The 8,634-nt window shown below is 63.3% G+C and carries 16 protein-coding genes; 9 read left to right on the top strand and 7 right to left on the bottom strand.

The window, feature by feature from the left end; all coding sequences use genetic code 11:
- Positions 1 to 119: 119 nt before the first annotated feature.
- The gene (locus M1L36_RS20480; protein WP_250875614.1) at positions 120 to 815 is read right to left on the bottom strand and encodes a tyrosine-type recombinase/integrase; all 696 of its coding nucleotides are present in this window, start codon (positions 813 to 815) and stop codon (positions 120 to 122) included.
- 285 nt (positions 816 to 1,100) lie between these two features.
- Here M1L36_RS20480 and M1L36_RS20475 point away from each other — a divergent pair, with 285 nt between their 5' ends.
- Positions 1,101 to 3,038 carry a hypothetical protein gene (locus M1L36_RS20475; protein WP_250875613.1) on the top strand — a complete coding sequence of 646 codons (1,938 nt, stop codon included), beginning with the start codon at positions 1,101 to 1,103 and terminating at the stop codon, positions 3,036 to 3,038.
- Positions 3,039 to 3,139: 101 nt separating this feature from the next.
- Here the strand turns inward: M1L36_RS20475 and M1L36_RS20470 are convergent, their stop codons facing one another.
- The 6 genes from M1L36_RS20470 to M1L36_RS20445 form a co-directional block, all read right to left on the bottom strand.
- Entirely contained in the window at positions 3,140 to 3,424 is a 285-nt protein-coding gene (locus tag M1L36_RS20470; RefSeq protein WP_250875612.1) for a hypothetical protein, read from the bottom strand.
- Between the two features lie 164 nt (positions 3,425 to 3,588).
- Positions 3,589 to 3,750, bottom strand: a complete 162-nt coding sequence (locus M1L36_RS20465) for a hypothetical protein (protein WP_250875611.1) — start codon at positions 3,748 to 3,750, stop codon at positions 3,589 to 3,591.
- Positions 3,747 to 3,974: a hypothetical protein gene (locus M1L36_RS20460; protein WP_250875610.1), complete on the bottom strand. Its 228-nt coding sequence runs from the start codon at positions 3,972 to 3,974 to the stop codon at positions 3,747 to 3,749. Before M1L36_RS20460 ends, M1L36_RS20465 begins: the two co-directional genes overlap by 4 nt.
- Positions 3,967 to 4,152 carry a hypothetical protein gene (locus M1L36_RS20455; protein WP_250875609.1) on the bottom strand — a complete coding sequence of 62 codons (186 nt, stop codon included), beginning with the start codon at positions 4,150 to 4,152 and terminating at the stop codon, positions 3,967 to 3,969. The genes M1L36_RS20460 and M1L36_RS20455 overlap by 8 nt, the downstream gene beginning before the upstream one ends.
- Before the next feature lie 94 nt (positions 4,153 to 4,246).
- The gene (locus M1L36_RS20450) at positions 4,247 to 4,432 is read right to left on the bottom strand and encodes a hypothetical protein (protein ID WP_250875608.1); all 186 of its coding nucleotides are present in this window, start codon (positions 4,430 to 4,432) and stop codon (positions 4,247 to 4,249) included.
- Positions 4,429 to 4,704 carry a hypothetical protein gene (locus M1L36_RS20445; protein WP_250875607.1) on the bottom strand — a complete coding sequence of 92 codons (276 nt, stop codon included), beginning with the start codon at positions 4,702 to 4,704 and terminating at the stop codon, positions 4,429 to 4,431. Before M1L36_RS20445 ends, M1L36_RS20450 begins: the two co-directional genes overlap by 4 nt.
- Positions 4,705 to 4,882: 178 nt before the next feature.
- Here M1L36_RS20445 and M1L36_RS20440 point away from each other — a divergent pair, with 178 nt between their 5' ends.
- From M1L36_RS20440 to M1L36_RS20405, 8 genes are all read left to right on the top strand, one after another.
- A complete protein-coding gene (locus M1L36_RS20440) occupies positions 4,883 to 5,134 on the top strand; it encodes a helix-turn-helix domain-containing protein (protein WP_250875606.1) in 252 nt (83 codons plus the stop codon).
- A 182-nt stretch (positions 5,135 to 5,316) separates the two neighbouring features.
- Positions 5,317 to 5,559: a hypothetical protein gene (locus M1L36_RS20435; protein ID WP_250875605.1), complete on the top strand. Its 243-nt coding sequence runs from the start codon at positions 5,317 to 5,319 to the stop codon at positions 5,557 to 5,559.
- Positions 5,560 to 5,789: 230 nt separating this feature from the next.
- Entirely contained in the window at positions 5,790 to 5,975 is a 186-nt protein-coding gene (locus M1L36_RS20430; protein WP_250875604.1) for a hypothetical protein, read from the top strand.
- A gap of 201 nt (positions 5,976 to 6,176) precedes the next feature.
- Positions 6,177 to 6,929, top strand: a complete 753-nt coding sequence (locus M1L36_RS20425; RefSeq protein WP_250875603.1) for an HNH endonuclease — start codon at positions 6,177 to 6,179, stop codon at positions 6,927 to 6,929.
- A complete protein-coding gene (locus tag M1L36_RS20420; RefSeq protein ID WP_250875602.1) occupies positions 6,926 to 7,180 on the top strand; it encodes a hypothetical protein in 255 nt (84 codons plus the stop codon). The genes M1L36_RS20425 and M1L36_RS20420 overlap by 4 nt, the downstream gene beginning before the upstream one ends.
- Positions 7,173 to 7,544, top strand: a complete 372-nt coding sequence (locus M1L36_RS20415) for a hypothetical protein (RefSeq protein WP_250875601.1) — start codon at positions 7,173 to 7,175, stop codon at positions 7,542 to 7,544. Before M1L36_RS20420 ends, M1L36_RS20415 begins: the two co-directional genes overlap by 8 nt.
- Entirely contained in the window at positions 7,534 to 7,920 is a 387-nt protein-coding gene (locus M1L36_RS20410; protein ID WP_250875600.1) for a helix-turn-helix domain-containing protein, read from the top strand. The genes M1L36_RS20415 and M1L36_RS20410 overlap by 11 nt, the downstream gene beginning before the upstream one ends.
- Before the next feature lie 40 nt (positions 7,921 to 7,960).
- Complete coding sequence (locus tag M1L36_RS20405) at positions 7,961 to 8,335, top strand: hypothetical protein (RefSeq protein WP_250875599.1); 375 nt, start codon at positions 7,961 to 7,963, stop codon at positions 8,333 to 8,335.
- The last annotated feature ends 299 nt before the right edge of the window (positions 8,336 to 8,634 follow it).

Genomic DNA, 8,634 nt, shown 5'->3' with positions numbered 1-8,634 from the left:
GCAGCGCCGCCGCGTGGACCTCGCTCGTTGATGGCACCACTATCTGAAACACACGCGGCGGGAGCCTATCGGCAACATCGGTGCCAGCGCGCGTGAAAAGAAATGCCGCAACAGGCGGCCTACCGGAGGCCGTGAATCGAGCGCACCGCGCGAGCGGTCGCCTCCTTCGTGCCGTTGAGATAGTTCTCGGCGGTCGAGAGTCGCTCCCACCCGAGGAGGCTCTGCAACGGCAGCCCGGTCAGCCCTCGCGAGCCGTGATAGGACGCCGCCGTCGCGCGAAGGGCGTGCGGATAGATGCGGTTCTCGTCGAGGCCATCGGCCTCCTCGACGGCCTTGTCGACCCGGCGGTTCACCGAGACTCGTGAGTGAGGATAGCGGTCGTAGCGGTCGAAGAACCGCTCGACCGTCATCTGCACGCGCGTGTCGAAGTCGAAGGCGATCGAGCGCGCCCCGGCGGCGGTCTTCGGCGACCAGCGCGTTTCGAGCGCCTGCTCGAACGTGATGCCCTCGTTGTGCTCAACGATGCTTCTGGCCCGCTCGCGACAGTAGCCACACGGCTCGTCGGACTGCCGGCCCTTCTCGCAGGCTTCGAACAGCGGGATGTCGATGGTCTTCGCGTTCCAGTCGATCCACTCCTCGGTCATGTGGGCGACCTCGCCAGCGCGGAGTCCGAGGCGACCGCAGGCGACGATGACGAACCGGCACTGGTGGTCGTAGGGGTCCCGAAGGCGCTGGGCACCTTCGAGCAACAGCTCGTACTCGCGTTCGGTGATCGCGTCTTCCTTGCTGTTGTTGACCGACTTCGTATCCGTCAACTCGTCTCGCCAGAACCCATTTCCGCTGGTGTCGCCCGTCGCTGGCTGTGTGCTGTGCTCCTGTTCAGTGGCGGAAGTCCTATGACCCCCACCGCGCGTATTCTGCATTGCTTTCAGCGCTCCTGAAAGCGTGGTCGGTGTCTTCACCACCGGCCTTCTCGGAAGGCGAACCAAGCTTTCATCAGTCGATAGTCCTGCTCACTGAAGTATATCTCGATTGATTGTGAATAGTCGACATAACGTACGCAGAGCGCCGTGAGGTGCGGCGCGCAGTCACTACCACCCATGCTCCGACACGACATCGAGTTCGACGAGGTAGCGCACGCCATCGAGGACCTCGGTTGGGACCCCGACGGCGAGACCCCCATCGACCTGCCCACTCGCGACGGCCTACTCATCGAAGTGCCCCCCGGCGAGTACGCCTTCCCGATGGACGAGCAGGGCGGCGACCAGGCCTGCACGTTCGACCGCCTCGAACGCTGGGGCCTCCGCGGGCTGGGCGACTCGCCCGATGAGGTGCGCTTCCGGACGGCGAGTGGCGAGTCGGGCTGGTTCATCCGCGCCGACGGCGACAGCCGAGACTATCTCCTCGAGAACCTCGCGTTCGACAACACCGACGACCGCGCGGGCGGGGACATCGGCAACTGGCTGCGCGCTCGCGACGGTCTCGAAGTGCACGACGTCGACCACCTCGGCTTCAGCGGGGCCGAACCGTTCTGCCGGTGGTCCATCCTCCCCGCCATCACCTCCTCGTCGGGGTCGGGGCGCATCGTCCGCTACCGCAAGACCGGCCCCTCCGTGTTCGCGGGCCACGGTGCGAGCGACGGCGGTGGCGGCGTGTTCGACCACGACGGCCACCTCACCTTCCGCGACTGTGTCATCGCCAACCAGGGCGGTGACGGCGGTCTCTACACCGGCAAGCACCCCGGGAGCATCGTCTTCGAGAACTGCGCGTTCCGCAACAACGACATGGCGGCCATCCGCCTCGGGGCGGGCTGTGAACTCCGGGACTGCGAGATCGTCATCGACTGGGACGACGCCCACCCCGAGAACGTGCTCGCCCAGGACATCAGCGGCGACGTGCTCGACGCCTACCACCGCGCCCGCGGCGTCGACGAGGACACGCCCGCCGAGTCGCCCACGCGCATCACGAACCACCCGCCGACCGGGACGTCGGGCGTCTACTTCACGAGCGCCCAGTACGGCAAATCGGGCGGCGGCATCTACGGCTGTGACATCCGCATCGAATCGACGTACGACCGCGGGATGGCCGCGATTCTCATCAACCCCTCTGATGCGATTCGCGACCTCCACGACACCACCGTCCACTGCGACGTCGACCAGCGCGCCGTGTGGTTCATGGACCCGCGCGAACAGCGCTTCGACAGCCACCGTCAGCCGGCGCTCCCCTGGAGTGTCGACATCCGGAACCTGACGGTGACCGGCCAGAGTGACTGCCGCGGAGAGGCCGCGGTGATTCTGGAGGGTCGCCACGACTCGACGATCTCGGGGCTGGCCGTCGACATGCCCAACGCCGCGCGCGAGCTGGACGCCGATTCGAGCACTGGCGTCGTCCGAACGGACGGCGGCGAGACCGACGAGACTACCACACCGATGAATCTCCGAGTCACCAACGACGGCGACCGCAGAGCCTTCTACAGCTTCCGCGCTTCGGGCACCCGCCCGCGCGAGGGCGTGCCCGACGGCCAGACCAACCACCACCGCGACGGCAACGGCGCGGGGGGCTACCTCGCGCCGGGCGAGACCCACACGTGGCTGGTGAGCGACCGGCCGGGCAACTGCTCGACCGTCGGGGCGAGCGTCACGCTCGACGGCGAGGCGCTCGGGGACGTCCCCGCGATGGCGACGCCCGACTACGAGGCGTTCGCCGACGCGTGGGGCTACCCGCCTGCAGAGGAGACTGACGACGGCGGAGACTCGGGAAACGGCTCGGATGGATCGGGCGACTCTGGCGATGGCTCCGACGACTCGGATGGTGAGGACGGTGTCAGCCCCGCGCGTGTCGACGCGCTCGAAAGCGTTGTCGAGACGATATCGACGGACCTCGCGACTGCCGAAACGCGCCTCAACGACCACGGCCAGCGCATCAGTGACGTCGAGGTCGAGCAGGACAGCCAGGACGAGCGACTCGGTGACCTCGACGAGCGCGTGAGTGCGAACCGGTCGGTGTTCCAGCGGCTGCGCGACGCGTTGTCGCGATAGACTCCTTTTCACTCTGGACGCGCGGTGTGTTCAGCGGAAATGCGGTGTGCTCGCCGGGGATTCTCCACGTGAACCGGAGGGGCAAGAACGAGTAGCGACAGCTATTCAGACAACCCGAGAAGTTGCCTAACATCCTCCTCGGTGATGTCTCGCAATGGGTGTTTGTGGGGTTCTTTGCCGTCAATGAACAATCGCTCGAAGCGTGCGAGCGTTCCGATGTACGACTCGCGATTGCATGCAAGGTATGCACAATCCGGGACGTCGCGAACCCACCGGTAGCGAATCGCCGCCGCGACATTGAATTGGTCAGAGTCTGTCACTTCGAAGCTGTACCCGCCCGACTCGTAGTCGTCGATGTAGAACACGTGAACAACGCCGTCACCCATCGTCTCGCGCCTCCCAGAGACGGTGGCTCAATTCGCTACGGATGCGACTGTCGTCGTGGCTGAATGGATACTCGCCGTTATGACCTTCGGCAGACTGTTTGAAGCCCCATACTGCCCATTCGAGCGCAGTGTCCTCGTCTATGCCCTCAAGGCTGGGTGGGCCGTTACCCATCGTCAGTCTCGTGGCGCTGTTTCGTCCGTGCCCATCGGCGGGCGTCGAACGCGGCCGCGCGCCACTCGGCATACCGGCCACGGTCGCGGTCGCGACACCGCCGGTCCATCTCCTGAGCCAGGGTAATCCACAGACCCCCAGTAGCGTCGCTCATTGGTACCCATGTCCGTCCCGGCACACTTCAATCTGCTCGCGCAGGCCGACGCGGCCGCAGCCAGGACACTCGACGAGCTGGTCGCCGTCGGTGCCCGCACAGTCCGCACAGAGGTGTCGGCCGCTCCGGCGCTTCCGACGCTCCCCGATGAGCAGGACGTCTCCACACGACGCGCACGTCACTCCGTAGCGACGGGCCGGCCGCGCCAGTCGCCGCTCAGTCATCGGCGGTCCTCACATCGACCGAGATGTAGTCACCACAGATCTCATCGTGCCCGTACGTATTCCCGAGCGAGACGTCGAACCCAGCAGTCTCCAAGACGAGGAGCAGCCGTGGCGTGACGGCGTCCACGTAGACACACGCGCCGCCGGTCGACGCGTAGGTGTGTTGGACCTCCGGCAAGCGCCGCGTCGCCCGAGCCGCTCGGCGGGCGTCGTGGCGGGTGAGTGCTGTCGCGCGTGGAGCTTCGTCGGGGATTCGGTCTGGTCCGTTCGTGTTAATCATCGGCCGCCACCTCCTGAATCGCCGGCCGCGGGCGCTCCAGTTCGCGCAGGCCCTCCCGGAGCACGGCCTCACACGCCGAGCACACCACGGGGTCGGTCTCGGGCGGGGCCATCACGACCGTCTCACAGAGCCGGCAGGCGTGGAAACTCAACGGCGACGTCCCCGGCGGGCGACTCATGCGCGGACCTCCGTCGCGAGCGTTTCGAGACCGCCATCACGGTAGCGGAGTGCGACCCAGCCGTGTTCGCGGCGCACGAACGACACCCACTGTGGGATGGCGTCGGTCCGTTCGACGTGGACGATCTCGCCGGTCATGCCCGTCACCCAGATGAGGTTGCGGACCGCGCTGGCGTAATGGTCTCGGCCATAGCGGTCGGTGCCGAGCAGGTTGTACGACGTCGAGAGGCCGAGGAGTTTTTCATCCGACGGCCGCGTAGCATTGGTTGCCATAGTGGTATGGCACAGGGGTCGGGCGTCACACCGCCCGGCCTCGTTTTCCGAGGCGTCCTGTGCTCAGTTACGTCTACATCGTGGGGGTACTTAGTTGTTTTGACAACGTAAACAGCACTGTCATTCACGTTACGAACCTTTTTGTCTGTCGCCTTCGTAACACGGATGTGGTGATGAGATGAGTGTCCAATCAATGGACCCAGATAATCTCGACGAGCTGCACTGGCAGATCCTCAGCCTGATGGAACGTGGCCGCGACGATGGCGAGCCGTGGGGGTACGCGACAATTCGCTACCTCGCCGATGAAACCGGAGAGAGTCGGCAGTTGATTTCTCAACGGCTGAACGACCTCGTCATGGGCGATGCGGTCGATAAGGTGACACGCGGGTTCTACCGTCTCGAACCCGAGGAGGTACCCCGGCGTGAGTGACGGCGAAAATGTCTTGCTGTCGTGGGCGTGCCCCCACCACGACGTCCAGCTCGCCCCTGGCGAAGGCGGTTACGCGTGCCCGCGCGATGGGTGTGACTACTCACCTGCCACAAGAGAGGAACGAGGATGACCATGCCAGCAGGCCAGACAAAGCCGTTTAACCCGACTGAGAGGACCGCGATATGACCGAAGAACTACCAGAGTACGAGAAAGGCGACATCCTCGAAGTGCGAGGCGGCGTCTACCGCGTGACGATGGTGGACATACTCGCCCGACAGGACAAGCCACTCCAGTACCGTCTTGAGTGCCTCGAAGGGCCGCCAATGACACTGAAACCCGAATACAGTGAGGGCGAGTTCGTCGCCACGGAATATCACGGCGTCTCCCCGGACGACATCACGGTTCAAGAGGGCGACGATGAGTGAACACACCTGCCCCGAGTGCGGCGAGCCGATGTTCGCATACGAGGAGTGGCGTATCCGCAACAGCCTCACCGTCGGCCTACCCGCTTCAGAGGGGGACTACGTTCACGAGAGGTGCAAATGAGGGGCAAGCGCGTCCCCATTGGGTCCGAGTCTCCATATCAAATGCGGGCGATACGCGGATACGAGTTTGAGAGCATTGTCCCGTGGAAAGAGGTCATCGATGATATGCAATGACTGACGGCCTACAGACCGAGATAACAACACTTGTCGACGCTGCGCGCACCGACCGCCACACCTGCCCCGAGTGTGACGACCCGATGCTCGCCGGCGAGGAGTGGCGGCTTCGAGACCCCCTCGCGGTGGGGCTGCCTGCCTCCGAAGGTGACTACGTTCACGCGAGGTGCGCGCGTGAGTAGATCGCTCCACTGCCGACGCGGCCACATCGGCGTCCCCTGCACGCGGTGTGATTACCTTCCGGCGACGCTGCCCGCCCCGGCCCCACCCGCGCCCGCCGAGCCGGGCCACTGTGGGGCCAACCCCGAGGGCGACTTCACGAGCCAGTCCAGCGCGCACAACCACGAGTGGCACTGCGAGAAGTGCAACACTGCGTTTTCAACATGACCACGAACACCACCAACAGCGACCGAGAGCACGAACAACTGCATCCCAAGGGGTACAAGGACGCTGACCTGCTCCGCTCGATGTACCACGGTCAAGAGATGGGGGCGATGGAGATCGCTCAGGAGTTCGGAATCTCGCCCGGTACGGTCTACTACTGGATGAAGAAACACGACATCGAACGTCGGAAGGGTGGCGGTAGTGGCACGCCACAGATGGATGGCCCGTGGAAAGATGAGGCCACTCTTCGGGAGATGTACGTCGAGAATCGACAGAGCATGGTCCAGATAGCGCAGGAACTCGGATGTGCGACCAACACCATTCGCTCGTGGCTCAAAAAGCACGACATTGAGATTCGCGACTTCTCGGAGGCACAGTTCGCCCGACACCGGGGCAAGAACCCCATCGCCAAGTTCGTTCATACAACAGACGGTCACGAGGCATGGCTGGCAGGCCACGAGAAAATCTACGTTCACCGTGTCCTTGCCGGTCTTGAGTGGGGATTCGATGCAATTCAGGGGATGCACGTCCACCACAAGAACGGCATTCCGTGGGACAACCGCGTGGAGAACCTGGAGCTGATGACGAACTCCCAGCACCAAGAGACTCATCGAAAGTTTGGCTGGCTCGACCGCCTTGCCATCGCGGAGATGTACGAGCACACCGATGCGTCGTCCCGCACTGTCGGGGCGGCGAAAGGCGCTGCAAACCCGACCGTGACGCGGATCCACCGCGAGGTGCTAAACTCGTGAGCGACTCCGGTCACTTTTCGCAGGGCGTGTATCAATCGGATGGAGGCGTTGAGATTCCCGACAACCAGTATTACACCGAGTGGACGGTCGAGCAGTTGGAAGCGAGATACCAAGAACTCGCCATAGACGCGGCGGATTGCGTGGTAATGCACAACTGCGACCCCGAGAAACAGGACTGGTACGACGAACTCGCGGACCTGTTCATGGAACTCGCACACCGTGAGGACGAGGGGAGGTTTGTTGATGAGTGAACGACCCTCCACGAAGGTAGAGCAAGACTCCGAGCGGCGGATCATCCACATGAAGCTACTGGACTCTCGTGCTGGTCAGATGGTCGAGGAACACCGCGAAGGTGGGAAGCGGCGTCTGGCTATCACGGTCACGGAGAAGGAGTTTCAGGTGGCTCGGTACTGCGGAATCCTGTTCCGTCACCCGTACACGGAGGGATTCATTTACTGGGGGCCGTGGCAGGATGTGGAGACGTGCCCCGGTATCACACGATGCCTCGTCACCAAGTACACGGAGGCAGACCTCCGTAGCGGCGTAGAGGTCCTTCACGACCACGACGAGTTCACAGACATCGAGTTCAAGCTCGGGAGTTACGATGACTGGTAAAGACACCGAGAAACTGCTTCAACGCATGACGCGCGAGCGTGAGCGAATGGGCCTTTCAGAGTACGAACTTGCTCAGGCTCTCGGAGTCCATGAGCAGACCGTCGAGAAGTGGGAGCGTGGCGCTGTCAATCCCCACGAGAAAAGCATGACGCGAGTCAAACAGTGGCTTGCAGACCCCCACCCGCCAGAAGAGCCGCTCGTCTACGAAGGCGGGTGCCAGATAGTCGACTGTCCGAATGAGGTTGATTTCCGGTACGAGAACCCGCACTCGGGCAGTAGCGGGAGGTTCTGTGCAGACCATCTTGAGATGCTGAACCCGAATGTCAGCGGCGACGAGTGGCTTGAAAAGGGCTACGCAAAGGTGGTCAGGCGATGACCGGCGGTACAGACGCTCCGAAAGTTCAGCGGTGGTCGCAATGAGCGGTGGTAGCCTCAACTACGTGTGCCAGAAGGTTGAGAGAGCCGTTGAAACTGGCCACCTCGACGAGGAGAAAATCGAGCTGGTCAAAGACATCGCGGGCCTCCTCCACGACATCGAGTGGTCCGCTTCGGGAGACTACGGCCCGGACCAGTTCCGCTCGACGCTTGCGGAGTTCACGACGAAGTGGGAAGGTGGGTATCGCCACTCCGAGAAGCCCACTTCTGAACAGAAGCAGTGCGCGGCTTGTTCCAACGAGATCGGCGAGGACGAGTATTACATCGAACTCCCGCTGATGCGAAACGGCGAGAGCGACGGAGAGGCGCGTGTTCACCAAGCCTGCTTCCTGCTGAATATGGAGAACCATGTCTGATTCACAAGATTCGCGAACGTATCGCGGCGTCACCGTCGGGGCGCTCAGTAGTGGCAGGACTCACCTCGCCGTCGAGGTCGCCGAGAACTTGGAGGACTCGGATGACTGACCCGGCAGTGTTCGAGTACCGAGGAACCCAGTGCGTCAAGTGCAGAGACTGTCAGACGATATACTGGGCCATCGGCGCGCGTTGTCCCGAGTGTGCTTCAGAGGCGGTGGTTCGATGACCGATGCAGTTGGCCCTGCCATTTTGCACTGTTTCGCCGACTACGGCACTGAGTCGGAAGTCCTGACCGGCT

It is taken from the genome of Halomarina rubra, assembly GCF_023699475.1.
Lineage (GTDB): Archaea > Halobacteriota > Halobacteria > Halobacteriales > Haloarculaceae > Halomarina > Halomarina rubra.
Note: the sequence above shows the minus strand (reverse complement) of the source record. Positions and strands in the feature narration are given on the sequence as shown.